The organism is Microvirga sp. TS319, from assembly GCF_041276405.1.
Lineage (GTDB): Bacteria > Pseudomonadota > Alphaproteobacteria > Rhizobiales > Beijerinckiaceae > Microvirga.
Genome location: NZ_JBGGGT010000002.1, coordinates 367,210 through 380,795, shown reverse-complemented (window position 1 = coordinate 380,795; position 13,586 = coordinate 367,210). Strand labels below are relative to the sequence as shown.

Annotated in this window: 11 protein-coding genes; 1 reads left to right on the top strand and 10 read right to left on the bottom strand. The window is 62.9% G+C overall.

Annotation, left to right across the window (positions count from 1 at the left end; all coding sequences use genetic code 11):
- Positions 1 to 106: 106 nt before the first annotated feature.
- From AB8841_RS11205 to AB8841_RS11195, 3 genes are all read right to left on the bottom strand, one after another.
- A complete protein-coding gene (locus tag AB8841_RS11205) occupies positions 107 to 604 on the bottom strand; it encodes a CAP domain-containing protein (protein WP_370435933.1) in 498 nt (165 codons plus the stop codon).
- Complete coding sequence (locus AB8841_RS11200; RefSeq protein WP_370435932.1) at positions 601 to 3,147, bottom strand: DUF3772 domain-containing protein; 2,547 nt, start codon at positions 3,145 to 3,147, stop codon at positions 601 to 603. The genes AB8841_RS11205 and AB8841_RS11200 overlap by 4 nt, the downstream gene beginning before the upstream one ends.
- Before the next feature lie 135 nt (positions 3,148 to 3,282).
- On the bottom strand, positions 3,283 to 3,573 hold the full coding sequence (locus AB8841_RS11195) for a hypothetical protein (protein WP_370435931.1): 291 nt from the start codon (positions 3,571 to 3,573) through the stop codon (positions 3,283 to 3,285).
- A gap of 324 nt (positions 3,574 to 3,897) precedes the next feature.
- Between AB8841_RS11195 and AB8841_RS11190 the strand changes: the two genes are divergently transcribed.
- Positions 3,898 to 6,648, top strand: coding sequence for a glycoside hydrolase family 2 protein (locus tag AB8841_RS11190; protein WP_370435930.1), 2,751 nt, complete (start codon positions 3,898 to 3,900; stop codon positions 6,646 to 6,648).
- Between the two features lie 255 nt (positions 6,649 to 6,903).
- Here AB8841_RS11190 and AB8841_RS11185 read toward each other — a convergent pair whose 3' ends face one another.
- The 7 genes from AB8841_RS11185 to AB8841_RS11155 all read right to left on the bottom strand — a co-directional run bounded on the left by AB8841_RS11185 (position 6,904) and on the right by AB8841_RS11155 (position 13,426).
- Positions 6,904 to 9,075 carry a family 1 glycosylhydrolase gene (locus AB8841_RS11185; protein ID WP_370435929.1) on the bottom strand — a complete coding sequence of 724 codons (2,172 nt, stop codon included), beginning with the start codon at positions 9,073 to 9,075 and terminating at the stop codon, positions 6,904 to 6,906.
- 75 nt (positions 9,076 to 9,150) lie between these two features.
- Entirely contained in the window at positions 9,151 to 10,305 is a 1,155-nt protein-coding gene (glf, locus tag AB8841_RS11180; protein WP_370435928.1) for a UDP-galactopyranose mutase, read from the bottom strand.
- A gap of 5 nt (positions 10,306 to 10,310) precedes the next feature.
- On the bottom strand, positions 10,311 to 11,528 hold the full coding sequence (locus AB8841_RS11175) for a glycosyltransferase (protein WP_370435927.1): 1,218 nt from the start codon (positions 11,526 to 11,528) through the stop codon (positions 10,311 to 10,313).
- A gap of 193 nt (positions 11,529 to 11,721) precedes the next feature.
- Positions 11,722 to 12,033, bottom strand: a complete 312-nt coding sequence (locus AB8841_RS11170; RefSeq protein WP_370435926.1) for a polyhydroxyalkanoic acid system family protein — start codon at positions 12,031 to 12,033, stop codon at positions 11,722 to 11,724.
- 165 nt (positions 12,034 to 12,198) lie between these two features.
- Positions 12,199 to 12,504: a hypothetical protein gene (locus AB8841_RS11165; protein WP_370435925.1), complete on the bottom strand. Its 306-nt coding sequence runs from the start codon at positions 12,502 to 12,504 to the stop codon at positions 12,199 to 12,201.
- Positions 12,505 to 12,606: 102 nt separating this feature from the next.
- Positions 12,607 to 12,963, bottom strand: a complete 357-nt coding sequence (locus AB8841_RS11160; protein WP_370435924.1) for a hypothetical protein — start codon at positions 12,961 to 12,963, stop codon at positions 12,607 to 12,609.
- 79 nt (positions 12,964 to 13,042) lie between these two features.
- Positions 13,043 to 13,426 carry a septal ring lytic transglycosylase RlpA family protein gene (locus AB8841_RS11155; protein ID WP_370435923.1) on the bottom strand — a complete coding sequence of 128 codons (384 nt, stop codon included), beginning with the start codon at positions 13,424 to 13,426 and terminating at the stop codon, positions 13,043 to 13,045.
- Between the last annotated feature and the right edge of the window lie 160 nt (positions 13,427 to 13,586).

Here is a 13,586-nt window from a genome sequence, read left to right as displayed (position 1 = left end):
GCATTGGAACCGAGGCACGCTCTTACACCGCCGACTCTGGCGCCCATGCTAAAGAGCTACGCTTCGGGTTAGGTTCCAGACTGCCCCGGAAATGCCTTGCTCCGGCTCAGCTTCGATCCGCCGCGACGGCCAGAACCCAATAGACCTTGTACTTGGAACCGGGCGCATAGGCCGTAGCGATGCCGATCCGCGTCGCCCTGGGGTCGAGCATTACCCTGTTGTGCTGCGGGCTCTCGCGCCAGCCGGAGAAGGCTTCTGCAAGGGTGTGGTATCCGGCGGAGAGATTGGCGGCCGGTGCGGCGAAGCCCCCCGAGGCCAGCCGGCGCTTGAACGTCTCGGCCGAGCTGGGCTTGTCCGCCCTCGCCATGGCGTCCGCCTCGGCCTGCGCCGCCGCCTGCAATTCGGGATCGAGCGTGAGCAGCCCTAAGCCGTTGTTCCGGCGATAGGCGCCGATCATGTCCCGCGCCATGGCCCCGTCAACCACGGCCCCGGCATTGGCCATGGAGGCGTAGAAGCTTGGCGTCTGCGAACCGACATAACGCTGCTCGGACTGGCAGCCCGCAAGGGCAAGCGCGGAAAGGCTGAGGCAAAGGAGGCTCTTCATGCCGGCGACTTATCCTTGAGAAGGGTTAAGGTTTCATCCTCATCCCCCTCCTTCTTGGACAGATCGGCATTCGGCTCGTCCTCGGGCTCTGGAGCGGCGGGCACGGGCACGCCGATACCCGCCTTCCGCAGGCCCCGGAAAATCTCGAAATAGAGATCGCTCGAAACCCGGCCCGCGGCGTCGATATCGTCCACGAAGCAGACGAGATCGAAATCGATGGTGTTCTCCGTCACCTTCTTGAAAAGGACGCGCGGATTGGGCTCGCTCATCACCTCGCGATGCGCCAGCGCGGCGCTGCGCATGATGTCGGCCATCAGATCGGGATCAGTCGCACGCGGCACGGGGATCGACACGATGACGCGCCCAACGCGGTCGTTGCGCACGCGATTGCGGACGATCCCCGAGATCAGGTTCGAGTTCGGCACGATCAGCGTCGAGCGATCGAAGGTCTGGATCTCGGTGGAGCGTACATTGATCCGGCGAACATAGCCCTCGCCGTCGCCTACGACCACGAGATCGCCCACCCGGATCGGGCGCTCCCACAGCAGGATAAGGCCCGAGATGAAGTTGTTGACAATGGACTGGAGGCCGAAACCGATACCCACCGACAGGGCGCCGGCCACGATGGTCAGCCGCTCCAGGCTCAGGCCGAGATAGGTGAAGGCGATGACGCCCGCCGTGATGACCCCCACATAGCCCGCCGCCGTGCGGATCGAGTTGCGCAGGCCCGCATCGAGGTCGGTCGCCGGCAGGAAGGTGTTGTCGAGCCAGCGCTGGATGATGCGCGTGACCGTGAAGCCCGCCGCAAAGAGCAGCGCCGCGATCAGGACCGACGAAAGGGAGATCGTCACATCGCCGACACTGAAGCCGAAGAACAGCGCCCGCAGGGAACTCGCCACATCGGTCGATTCGATGCCCCAGGGCAGCAGAACCAGCAGGATCGCGATGACGATCAGCGCCAGGCGCGCAACGCCGCTCGCCAGCACGCCGATCTGCTCCAGCGAACGCCGGCGGATGCCCGTATTGGCCTGGAGCGTCGTGGCGAGCCTGCTCTGAGCGCGCAGGGAGCCCGCAATGAACTCGTCCGCGAGGGTGATGCAGAGGATGAGCATCGCAATGATGAGGGAGATCGAAACCGCCTGGTCGATCACGAACGACGCGAGCGCCGTGTATCCGCCGAGCACGCCGCAGATCACGACGGCCACCACGAACCATCCCAATCCCCGCACCGGGCCGCCGATGTCGACTTCCTGCGCGACGTAGGGGCCGAGGCAGTTCTCCTCGTTCTCACGCGCTGCGAAGCGGCGCAGCAGATCTGCGAAGACAAGCGCTATGGCCAGGGCGAAAACAGCCCGGGTGATGACCGTGATCGGCAGGGCCGCCGCGATGGCCTTGTTGAACGATTCGATGACCTTTCCGATGATCAGGACGGTTGCGAGGATCACCGAGAAGTTCATGATGCGGGTGGCGGATGCATCCCGCAGGGGGATCAGGCGCCAGGACGGATGGTCCGGCGCGAGAATGGCGTCGATGAGGGCACGCACGCAGGCAATGAAAGCCAGGCCGCCGAGAATCGATCGCGCCACCGCCTCCAGACGGGGGGTGACGATGTCCACCGAATCGAAGGCGATCCAGACGAGCCAGCTTCCTGCGACGGCGGGGCCGGCGCCCAGGACAAGGACGGCGACTGCGGCCATCAGGCGGCTGCGGCGCGACGGATCCGTGATTGCCGGATCGCGCCGGACGAGGCGGGGCGCAATGGAGCGGCGGCCGGCATAAAGCGCCACGGCAACGCCGACGGCGAGGCCCAGAAGCAGCAGCACGCCGAGGGTCGTAGTACGCTGCATCTGCTCGAAATTGTCCGACAGCACGATCCGTTGAGCCCGCAACTCCCGCGGAATCGCATGGATGACGCTCATCCAGAGATTGGGGCTGAGGAGCCCGTCGCCCTGCTCGAACAGCGCGCGCGTGAAGCCGGCCCGGCGCAGGTCGCCGATCTGAGCGCTCAGCTGTTCGGCCTGGACCAGAAGCGCGCGTCCGAGACGCTGCGTTTCGTCGAGTTCCGCAACGGCTGCCTCCCGGTCCGCCCGATCGCGGGCCACATCGGCGCTTTCTTCGGGCTGGCCGGTCGCGGGCTTCGGCCCGAGCTGCGAGAGGCGTTGGCGGCTCGCCTCCAGCCGCGGAGCCTGCTCCTCGATGACGGCGCGGATGTCGGCGATGATCGGCTCGATCTGCTGGCGCAGGTTCTGCAGTTCCGGATCGGACAGAACGCGGCCCTGGAGCGCCATTTCCTTTTGATCGAGATCGGCCTTGAAACCATCGAGCTTGGCGCGGGCCGCCTTCGTTTCGGTCGACACGTTGACGGCCGGAGCATCGGGCGGTGCGGCCGGTTTGGCCGGCGCCTCGGAAGAGGGAGCCTGGGAAGCGGACGTCGGTTGCTGGGCCGGCGCCTGCGCCTGCTGGGCAAAAGCAAAGCCACCCGAGGCCAGGCCGCACGCAACGATTGCGGCCGCAAACAGCCGCTTCAGTCCAATCCCAGTCATGCAGTTCGCCTTATCACATTCCCTTGTGGGCCGGTTCATTGCGAATCAATAAGGCAGAAACTCGCCGCCGGGCGAACGAAGTGCAACAAAAAAGCCTGGGGGCACTCCCCAGGCCTTTGACGGGAAGACGGCTCCTTAACGCTGCGCCGGCTGGTTCGCGGAGGGTTGAGCTTCCGGCGCGGGGTAGGCCGGATTGGCAGGCGTGATCCGGTTCGTCGGGTTTGCATTCGAGGAGCCGGTCGTCGATCCGGTCGTGGCCGCGCGGGCGGCGTCCGTGCCTGGATCGGCCGGCGATTGCGACCCGGCCCAGATCATGTAGCCGGTGCCGGCGATCGCAGCGAGAAGCAACGCGCCGAGCAGGACCCCCAGGACCGGGCGTCCGGGAGCACCCTGGCGGGCGCGATCGTCTGGAACTTGTTGAGCCATCTGAAGCCTCTTCGGAAATCAGGGATTGTCGGGCGAGCGGCAAGGCTCGGCATTATCAGGGCAACGCCGGATCCAAGGGGCGGTTCCTGCCAAGCCGGGCAGGTCGCATGACCTTCATGCTGATGCGTTCCTGGATCCAATGCCGGACTCCGCCGTTGTTCGAAACGGGCCGCCTACGGGGGCCCGGGACGAGGGCCGATGGTTCGGACGCAATTTAAGGGCATCGATTGTCGCACCTGCCGGCAAGGCTTTCATCTTCCGGTCCGTAGCCTTTTTTTCGCCGTCTTGGAGACCCTTGGGTAATCTCTGATTCAAGGAGAAATCATGCAGGACAATCGCATCAGTCTGGATGGGACTTGGGAATTTTTGCACGTGGCCGACGACCGTTTGTCGGGCCCGGCAGAGGTTCGCCAGATTGTTGTGCCAAGTCCCTGGCAGGCCCAGTTCTCGGATCTGCGCATGCGGGCGGGAATCGGCATCTATCGCAAGACGATCGAGGTCGATGAAGCGTGGCTGCACGACAGCATCTGGATCCGTTTCGGCGCCGTCTTCCACAACACGAAGGTCTTCGTCAACGGCGAAGCCGTAGGTCATAACGAGGGTGGCTTCCTGCCCTTCTCGTTCGATGTGACGCCCTATCTCAGGCCCGGCCCCAACGAGATCAAGGTGCGTGTGGATTCGCCCACCGACAACCCGGCCGAGTTTCCCGATTCGCCGCTCGCCGAAATCCCCTTCGGCAAGCAGAGCTGGTACGGTCCGCTCTCCGGCATCTGGCAATCGGTCTATCTGGAGCGCCGCATTCCCGACCACATGAGCCGGGTCCGCCTCGTTCCGCAGCTGGCCACGGGCCGCGTGACGTCGGGCGTGTTCTTCGCGCGTCCGCTCTCGGATGCCACGCAGACTCACATCGAGGTGACCGACCCGTCCGGCAGGACCGTCGTCGACGAGATGCACGAGACGCAAGTGGGCGTGACCAGCATGCCCTTCGAGCTGACGGTGCACGACGTACAGCCCTGGTCGCCCGATCACCCGAACCTTTATCGCATTCGCCTGCAGCTCATGCGCGGCGGCGACGTGAAGGACGAGATCGTCGATCATTTCGGATTCCGCACCATCGAAGCGCGCAACGGCAAGTTCTACCTCAACGGAGAACCCCTCTACCTGCGCGCGGCGCTCGACCAGGACTACTATCCGGACACGATCTGCACCGTGCCATCGGTGGAGTTCCTGGAGGACCAGTTCAGAAAGGCGAAGGAGCTCGGCCTCAACTGCCTGCGTTGCCACATCAAGGCGGCGGATCCGCGCTATTACGAAACCGCCGACCGTATGGGCATGCTGATTTGGACGGAACTGCCCAACGGCGGCATGGCCACCGACCGCTCGCGCGGGCGCAAGGAAAAGCTCCTGAAGGGCATCGTCGACCGCGACGGCAATCACCCGTCCATCATCATCTGGACGATCATCAACGAGAACTGGGGTGTCGACCTCGTCAACGACGCTGACCATCGCGATTGGCTCAAGCGCACCTTCGCGTGGCTGAAGGCCTACGATCCGACGCGCCTCGTCGTCGACAACTCGCCCCTCGCCCCGAGCTTCCACGTGGAATCCGACATCGCGGATTATCACTTCTACGCCGCTTACCCCGACCACCGGGCGCAGTGGGATCAATTCGTGGACGAGCTCTCGAACCGGGCCTCCTGGCTCTATTCGCCCCACGGCGATGCGGTGATCACAGGCCGGGAGCCCCTCATGTGCTCCGAGTTCGGAAACTGGGGTCTGCCCTATCCGAAGGACCTGCGTGACGCGAAAGGCGAAGAGCCCTGGTGGTTCGAGACCGGCCACGACTGGGGTGAGGGCGTGATGTACGCCCATGGCGTCGAGAACCGCTTCTCCGACTGGAGCATGGATCGGGTCTTCGGCGACCTCCGCCGCTTCGTGATCGCAGCGCAATGGCAGCAGTTTCGTGCCTTCAAGTACGAGATCGAGGCCATGCGCAGGAAGCCGAACCTAGCCGGCTATGTGATCACCGAACTGCACGACTGCCACTGGGAGTCGAACGGTCTTCTCGACATGCGCCGCAACACGCGCGTGTTCCACGAGCTGTTCCACATCTTCAATTCCGATACCGTCATCGTGCCGAAATGGGAGCGCGCCTCCTACTGGTCGGGCGAGACGGTTGCGCTGGAACTCGCCGTCGCCCAGGGCGCAGGACCGGCTCTTGAGGATTGCAAGCTCGAGATCAGCATCTGCAACGAGACGCAGACGATCGACCTGCCTCGCATCGAGGCTCCGTCCGTGTTCGATATCGGGCGCATCGAGATCCGGGTGCCGGAGATGAACGAGCCGTCGCTGCGACGCATCAGCTTTACCCTGCGTTCATCCGACGGAGACCTCGTGGCTCAGAATCACCACGACATCGCCATCCATCCCGTTCGCACCCGCCCGGTGCATGTCCGGGAGCTGGTGTGGTCGCCCGACGAAGACCTCCGCGAGCGCTTTAGCGCCCTGGGCTACACCATGGCGCGGGCCTTCGAGGAATCGACGCTGATCGTTTCCCGCACGCACAACAAGGCGATTGCCGATCACGTGCGCGCCGGAGCCAAGCTGCTGCTCCTGCCGGAAGAGGACATGAGCCTCTATCCCTTCTTCCCGCATTGGCAGGCGGTGAAGGTGCAGGCGCGTCACGGCACCTTGTGGTCAGGCGATTGGGCCTCCTCCTTCGCCTGGCTGCGCCGCGCGGGTCACTTCGCCCGCTTCCCCTCGGGGCCGCTCCTCGACGAGACCATGGACCGGGTTCTGCCCGATCACGTGATCTCGGGCTGCAACCTGCTGGACTTCCAGGCCCGCGTCTTTGCCGGCCTCGTGGTCGGCTGGATCCATAAGCCGGTGGCGCTCGGCGTCGAGCGCTCCTACGGACGCGGTCGCCTCGTCGCCTCCACTCTTCGTCTGCTGCGGGATAAGCCGCTCGCAGATCCGACGGCCACCATCCTGACGGATGCCCTGGTGGAGCTCGCCGTCGAATCGCGGGCCGCCCGCCTCGAGGATGCGGTGCGGGCGGCGGAAGCCGCCGCCTGATCCCATTCCCCATCCTTAAAAAGGAACGGCGCGGATCCTTCCGCGCCGTTTTCATGAGAACTCCCGACGGCGCGGGGCTGCTCCCTTCTTGGAAAGCGCATCGTTCTTGCGAAAAACCGGGGCCACTTTTCGCACGATGCGCCGGAGCATCGGACCCAAAAGTGGATTTGCACTTTTGGGATCCAATCCGATGCTCCCTTCTTGGAAAGAGCGCATCGTTCTTGCGAAAACCGGGGCCACTTTTCGCACGATGCGCTACTCGGCCGCCACTTTCATGTTCTCCTCCGACCAGTCCACCTCGCTGTCGATGAAGAACCGGTCGATGGCGCTGTCCAGCCGGGGCATGAGGATGCCGCGTTCGGTGGCAAGAGCGGTATTCAGCACCGGCAGATCGCCTGCATCCGTCACGAGATCCGGATCGAAGCCGGCGCGCTCCGCGGCCTGCGCGGCCAAATCGCGCCAGGAGACTTCGCCGACATTCGCCATGTGCCAGATTCCGGTGCCGCCGTCGATCAGCAGGTCGAGAGAGGCATTGACGAGATCCGGCACATAGGTCGGCGACACGACGTCGACACTGGCCCGAACTCCTTCGCCCCTGCTCAGGACATTGAGAACGGACCAGATGAAATTCCTTTGGTCCCATGGTCCGAAGAAGGCGCCCGTCCGAATGATGAGTGCCGTGTCGTGCGCAGCCAGAACCCGCCGCTCCGCTTCGGCCTTGCTGGCGCCGTAGACCGTGGTCGGATTGACCTCGTCACTCTCCACATAAGATCTGTCGAGCGTTCCGTCGAAGACGAGGTCCGACGAGAACGTGACGAGCGGGATCTCCAGATCCGCGCAGGCCTTCGCCAGCACTTCGGCCCCGACGGCATTCTCGCGGAAGCAGGCCGTTGCATCGTTCTCCGCCTCCGAGACGCGCCCATATCCGGCCGTATTGATCACCGCCCAAGGACGGTGACGCGCAAGCGCGGCCTTCACACTCCTGGCATCGGCGATATCCAGATCGCCGCGCGAGAGCGGCACGTGGTTGAGCCCCCGGAACTCGGCGAGGCGCGCAAAGGCGCGGCCCAGCGTGCCGGTGGCGCCCGTGATCAGAAGCTGGCGCGGCTCGTCGGCGAGCCAGCAGGCCCGGGATTGCTGGGCAGGGCGCTTGTAGAAGCGAATATCCCGCTTCCACCAGCCGGCGCGGTCAAGAACCGGGTGATCGTAGGTGCCGGTCTTCGCCAGCGCCTCGGCGGCATGAGCCAGGGCCGTGCGCCGAGGTTCGGCGGTCCGCACATCGAAAGGTCCTGGCTCATAGAAGCCGTTGCGCTGCGTGAGCAGACTGTTCCAGTCCACGGCGCCGAACAGCGACCAAACCGTTACGGCCCGAATATCGGCCCCTTCGTCCCGAAGCATGTTGACGTCGTTCCATACCTCCATGAGCCAGCGCAATTGATCGTCGCGCGAGCTGCCGTGATGGGCCTCCGTTACGGCGATGGGACGCTTGTAGCGCTCCCAGACTTCCCGCAACCGGGCGGCCGGACCGAGATCCCCGGGCGGCAAGGGCATGCGAACGGCTTCCGCATCCGCATACCGGTGCCTGCCGTTTCCTCCCCAATGATGCTCGGGATAGCGCTTCATTCGCTCGTCGAGATAGCGCTCGCTCGTGAGATAATGATTGATGCCGATAAGGTCCGGTGCTGCATCGCCCTCGAGGAGGAGCTCGAGATCTCTTTCCTCGACCCCGCACTCGATGAAGACGGGCCACCAGGGGTGCCCGCGATCCACCATGCCGCACAGGAGATCGAATCCGAGAAAGCGCCGCTGATTCTCGTGCTCCGCCTGATAGCCGAGCAAAGGCGTAGAGAAGGTCTTGCCCATATCGTCCGTCTGGACGAGCTTGGCATCGGGTTGCACCTTGCGAATGGCCCGCATGGACAGGACCGTCGCCTTACACTCGTTCACGAGTATCCTGAGGAAGGACCCGTAATCCGTGCCGTGAGGATACCAGTGCCCGTAAAGCCCGGAGAACCGCGCCGTGGTGAGCGGCTCGTTGACCGGCGTGTAAAGGTCGATATGAGGATAGCGCCTGGCCACATTGGCGGCATGCCGCGCGAGAAGCTCGGGCCAGGCCGGGTCGAGCATATGGGTGTAACGCGGCCCGCTGCCGTGATGGCATAGACCTGCGATCGGGCGGATCCCGAGCGTCCGCATTCGGCGGACCCGCTCGTCATGCCACGAAAAGTCCGTGCGATCCGGGCTCTCAGGAGAAATCGTTTCCCAGAGCACCGGATGGCGTAGCGTGCGGATTCCGAGCGCGGCGATGCGGTCGAGATCGTCGATCCGGTCACTGTACCCGGTCTCCCGGCTTTGATCGCGGTATTCGTCGCCGACGCGCGCAACGGTGCATTCAATCCCGCCCCACAGCTCCAGGGGTCGCTTCATCGTTCATCTCCGAGCTATTCTTATCAAGCACTCAAAACTGCGCTCATTGCGAAATGTTCGATGAAGATTCCCCCTTCAGGAAACGAGGGCGGCCGGTGACGACATGGCCTTGACGCTCGACGTATCAGCATCGGCCGGCAGGGCCTCGTTGATGCGCCGGAATGTGGCGAGCGCCTGACCGACGATCTGGTCCATGTTGTAGTAGCGGTAGGTCGCCAGACGGCCCACGAACCACACATCGGGAGTCGCGAGCGCCAGACGCTCGTACTTCTTGAAGAGTTCCTGATTCTCCGCCTTCGGAATTGGATAATAGGGATCGCCTTCGGCGGACGGGTACTCATAGGTCAGAGCGGTCTTCGCGTGCTCCTGACCGGTAAGATGCTTGTACTCCGTAACGCGCGTGTAATCGTGCGTCTGCGGGTAATTCACCACACCCACCGACTGATGCCATGGCTTGTCGAGAGTGACGTGCTCGAAGCGAAGGGAGCGATAGGGCAGCTTCCCGAACTGGAACTTAAAGTACTCGTCGATTGGGCCCGTGTAGATCACGCGGCGATGCGGCACGACGTGCCTGACGTCCTCATAATCCGTCTGCGTCATGATGTTGATGTTCGGATGGCTCACCATCTTTTCGAACATCCGTGTGTAACCGTGCTTGGGCATGAACTGGAATTCGTCCGTAAAATAACGGTCGTCCCGGTTCGTACGGGTCGGCACGCGCGAGGTGACGGATTTATCGAGATCGGACGGATCGAGGCCCCACTGCTTGCGGGTGTAGCCGCGGAAGAACTTCTCGTAGAGTTCACGTCCGACCACCGACACCACCACGTCCTCGGAGGTCTTGATCTCGCCGATCGTCTCGGCCCTCTCGGCGAACCAGTCCTTCAACTGCTCGGAACTGAGATTCAACCCATAGAGCTTGTTGACGGTATCGAGGTTGATCGGAATCGGCACCTGCATGCCATCCACTTCCGCCAGGACCCGATGCTCGTAGAAGCGCCAATCGGTGAACCGGGAAAGATAATCGAAGATCTGCTTCGAGTTGGTGTGGAAGATGTGCGGCCCGTACTGATGGATCAGCAGGCCGTCATCGTCGTAACGGTCATAGGCGTTTCCGCCGATATGGTTGCGGCGGTCGATAAGGAGAACGCGTTCGTTGCGCTCGGTTGCGAGGCGTTCGGCCAGTACGCTACCCGCGAAGCCGGCGCCGACAATCAGCCAGTCGTACATTCATATTACTCCGCAGGAGTCGTGGCATAGACGGGAAGGGAGGCGGCGGAGCGGTCCGATGCCGTGTCGCCGGTCGCGTCGAGCATCAGCCTGTGCATTGCGCTCCACGTCTTGTCCCAGGATCCCTGCGCCAGGTGCCGGTCGACTTTGGCGAGCCAGGCCTCCTTCGGGCGGGTCAGAATTGTCTCGACCTTTGCCACGACCTCCTCGGCGCTGCGGGCGATCTCGACGAGCCCTTTTTCGCCGTAGGGCCTCACCACATCGGTGATGGGCGTCGAGACGACCGGGACGCCAGCGGCGAGGAATTCAGGCGTCTTCGTCGGGCTGATGAACTTCGTCGCCTCGTTCAAGGCGAAATTCATGAATCCCACATCCCAGCCGGAGAGATAGTGCGGCAATTCGCTGTAATGCTTTCCGCCGAGCCAATGAATGTTGGGGCGCTGGGGCAGCGTCGCCGGATCGATCTTCACGACGGGTCCGATCATCACGAACTGCCAGTCGGGGCGCAGCTCCGCGACGTCGGCCAGGAGATCCGCGTCCATGCGCTCGTCCACGACGCCGAAGAAGCCGAGACGGGGATGCGGAATATGGGCCTGATCGTCCGGGTCCTTTTTGATGGAGCGAGCCTGCGAGAAGTGGCCGAAATCGATGGAGGACGGGAAGCCGTGAACGCTGCGATGGCGGCTCTTCTTGGCTTCATAGAGGCTCATGCCGCCGGTGAAGACGAGGTCGCAGCGGGAGAAGAGCGCGGTTTCCAGGTCGAGCAGCTCCTGCGACGCGCCACGGAAGAGCGACAGCTCGTCCATATTGTCGTAGACGCACAGATCGCACTCGAAATCGCTGCTGAAGGCCATGGCCATCGGCGTGTAGTACCAGAACACGCGCGCCCCGTGGGATTCACGGCCGATCAGGGTCTCGACGAGGTCATGCTGCTCGGCGAGGATATCCTCCGGCAAGAGGCCCTCCGGCAACATCGGAACCGCGACCGTAACGCCCTGTGGACGTGAGGTCACGTCCATATGCGGCTTGATGTCCGCCTTGAAGATCGGCTCTTCGACAATCAGCACATCGTAATACTTGGCGGCGCGGCTGAGCAGGTGCTGCGGCCGCTGCCAGACGAAGTCCCAGCGAAGGTGCGAGAAACAGACGAGGAGAGGCTTTTCGAAACCAGGCTTAGGGGGAGAACGAAAGGCATGCGACTGCGTCATCAAACGCTCATGCATGGCGCGATCCTCAGAAACAGATGTGTTGTCACGATCGGACGGAAAATCACGGTCCGGGGCGAATTATGCGATGTCTTTAATGAAGCGCACCGGAGATGGGTCACGGGCGCAATCATTTATTCAACGCCTCGGGTGCTATTTGGTTCCATCTACATTCATGTTCGTGAACAGCTATTCATGATGATCGGTCACATCACTTCTTCTCCAGCATCAAGGTCCCCTGTTTTTGAATGAAGGTCTTTGCCTTTTCAGCGACCATGGCCAAGATCCATGGCAGCTGCACTTCCACGCGCACCTGCTCCTCCATCACCAGAACGTTTCCGACGACGTTCTGTCCCATGGCGCCGACGCGAAAATCCATCCGGTCTCCTGCCCAGCTTTCATCGATGGCGGCAATCTTGTCGCTGAACTGGGATTTCAGGCTGCTCATCCCCCCTTGAAGCCTGCGCAGTGCCTCGGCCTTGCCGAGATTGTGAGGGATGGAAACGACAAGAGGTTTCGACATGACGATGCTCCGCTGGAGCTCGGACCTGAATAACCCCGCTCCCGGAGCCGGTCCGATGCTCTCCCTGACCGGTACGCATCCTTCGGCAGGGAGAACGGCCCCACCCTGCCGAAGGATGCGCTTCACTGACACGACAAGCGAAGCGGCACGGCCTGGGTTCCACCGTCAGAGCATTTCGACCTTGATGGCGCGAATCACGATGGCTTCCTGCTGGAATCGCCGCTCCAGCTCCGCACGATAATTCTCCCACCAGCCGTGGTCGATCTCCCGGGCCATTACTTCGAAGACCACGATATCGTCGTGCGCGGTATGACCGCCTTCTTTCCAGACACCCACGGCCGGGGCGCGGGTGAAGCTTGTGACGCCGCCGAACCGCTCCGACAATTCGGTGCGGACGCGGCCATAGGCCTTTTCGTCGAAGCGGCGGCCGGCATTGTCGGCCAGCGGCAGAAGAAGCTGCACCAAGTGCATCGTCCCGTCCCTGCAATCGCGAGTCTTCGCGGAGCTTGCGCAAGCCACTCCGCAGTGCCCTGCAGGAAATAGTTCATGCCGATGAAAAGGCGAGGCCGACGATCACGCCAGAATGGCTGCGAAAAGCTCCCGATCCGTCTCGGGCCAATCGTCATCGACCCGATAGCGGCCCGAAGGCTTCGAGATGCGCCACGGATGGAGCATGGAGGAGTGGAACGACTCGGAGGGACGCAGGCGACGGACCGTGCCGTCGGACAGAACCTCGTCGATGACGACGAAGCCGAAGATGTGGAGCCGCTTCGCCATGTCCTTGGTCGCCCGATCGGCGGCCGCAATCGGAAGCGAGCCTGCGGTATAGACCGCATCCATGAGGCTCTTCTGATCGCGGCGGTGACTGGCTGACGAGCGTGCGCCCGGAAAGCGGATGACGTTCGTCGGCTGAGACGATCTCGATTCCATATAAGCAACCCTTGGTCCCGAATCGGGGCCAAGATTCGCCGCAAGGGATTAAGAAGCGCCTAATTCTGGCCGATCAGCCTCATTCGACCATGTGAAGGGAGACATATCCGGTTCCGGCGGAGGTCAGTCCCAGCGCCTGGGCAGGCCCCTGCGCCAGGTCGATGATGCGGCGATGGGCGAAGGGTCCACGATCATTGACGCGCACGACCACCGAGCGGCCGTTCTCTTCGTTGACGACCCTCAACCGTGTGCCGAAAGGCAGGGAACGGTGGGCCGCCGTCATGGCGCTGGAGCTGAAGCGCTCGCCGCTGGCGGTCTTTCTGCCCTGGAAGCCGGGGCCGTACCAGGATGCCGCGCCACGCTGAAATTCCTTACCCAGGCCGGCTTGCGAGATGGATCCTGTTGTCGAAGGATCATGGGAAGCAGTCGTATTGCATGCCGCAACGAATAGAAGTGGTGCCATTGCGGACATGCGGGTGAGGATGTTTTTCAAAGATGGTCTCCCCTTCCGTTTCAGTTGGAAGTGAAGCTCAACTTTAAAAAGGCAAGAATAAGGCGGCTCGATTTCCCCTTTATAACCACATACTTGTGGAGCAGCGAGTAAACTGAGATTATACCCTGCT

Bases quoted from the DNA above. Each gene is read 5' to 3' on its own strand.
- AB8841_RS11205 (WP_370435933.1), bottom strand. From the start codon at position 604: ATGAAGAGCCTCCTTTGCCTCAGCCTTTCCGCGCTTGCCCTTGCGGGC.
- AB8841_RS11200 (WP_370435932.1), bottom strand. From the start codon at position 3,147: ATGACTGGGATTGGACTGAAGCGGCTGTTTGCGGCCGCAATCGTTGCG.
- AB8841_RS11195 (WP_370435931.1), bottom strand. From the start codon at position 3,573: ATGGCTCAACAAGTTCCAGACGATCGCGCCCGCCAGGGTGCTCCCGGA.
- AB8841_RS11190 (WP_370435930.1), top strand. From the start codon at position 3,898: ATGCAGGACAATCGCATCAGTCTGGATGGGACTTGGGAATTTTTGCAC.
- AB8841_RS11185 (WP_370435929.1), bottom strand. From the start codon at position 9,075: ATGAAGCGACCCCTGGAGCTGTGGGGCGGGATTGAATGCACCGTTGCG.
- glf (WP_370435928.1), bottom strand. From the start codon at position 10,305: ATGTACGACTGGCTGATTGTCGGCGCCGGCTTCGCGGGTAGCGTACTG.
- AB8841_RS11175 (WP_370435927.1), bottom strand. From the start codon at position 11,528: ATGCATGAGCGTTTGATGACGCAGTCGCATGCCTTTCGTTCTCCCCCT.
- AB8841_RS11170 (WP_370435926.1), bottom strand. From the start codon at position 12,033: ATGTCGAAACCTCTTGTCGTTTCCATCCCTCACAATCTCGGCAAGGCC.
- AB8841_RS11165 (WP_370435925.1), bottom strand. From the start codon at position 12,504: ATGCACTTGGTGCAGCTTCTTCTGCCGCTGGCCGACAATGCCGGCCGC.
- AB8841_RS11160 (WP_370435924.1), bottom strand. From the start codon at position 12,963: ATGGAATCGAGATCGTCTCAGCCGACGAACGTCATCCGCTTTCCGGGC.
- AB8841_RS11155 (WP_370435923.1), bottom strand. From the start codon at position 13,426: ATGGCACCACTTCTATTCGTTGCGGCATGCAATACGACTGCTTCCCAT.